The following is a 474-nucleotide window of genomic DNA, read 5'->3' as shown; positions in this document are numbered from 1 at the left end:
CGTCCCGCCCGCCCAGGTCAGGGTCGGCGTCTACAACGCCGCCGGGACCCCCGGCCTCGCGCAGCGGACGGCGGACCAGCTCACCGAGCGCGGCTTCCAGGTCGTCAAGGTCGGCACCGCCGACCGGACGTACGCGCGCACCCAGATCCTCTACGGTGCGGGCGCGGAACGGCAGGCCGCCCGCATGGCGATCGCGGTCCCCGGCCCCGAGCCGCGCGCCTGGCGCGCCGCCCGGCCCGGCCGGGTCTACCTCGTCATCGGCAAGACCGGCGCCCGGTTGCGCGGCCTGAACGCGTCGGTCCCCAGGGTCGCCGGCGAGATCCGCGCCGACCGGGACGTCTGCGCGGCCACCTGAACCCCGCGGAAACCCATATGTCACGGGAGATCGGTATCGTGTCGGGCGCGTAACCCGGCACTCGCATCAAAGCGTCTTAGGTAGGACAGCACTCCCAAATCCCCCAGCCCCCCTGCCCC

General features: G+C 74.1%; 1 protein-coding gene. It reads left to right on the top strand.

Features of this window, described 5'->3' with window-relative positions:
- The coding region (locus tag E1289_RS37875) for a LytR C-terminal domain-containing protein (protein ID WP_131989012.1) at positions 1–355 on the top strand (355 nt) is incomplete at its 5' end.
- Positions 356–474 lie beyond the last annotated feature (119 nt).

Origin of the sequence: Actinomadura sp. 6K520 (assembly GCF_004349245.1) — a bacterium.
In the GTDB taxonomy this organism is placed as follows: domain Bacteria; phylum Actinomycetota; class Actinomycetes; order Streptosporangiales; family Streptosporangiaceae; genus Spirillospora.
Note: the sequence above shows the minus strand (reverse complement) of the source record. Positions and strands in the feature narration are given on the sequence as shown.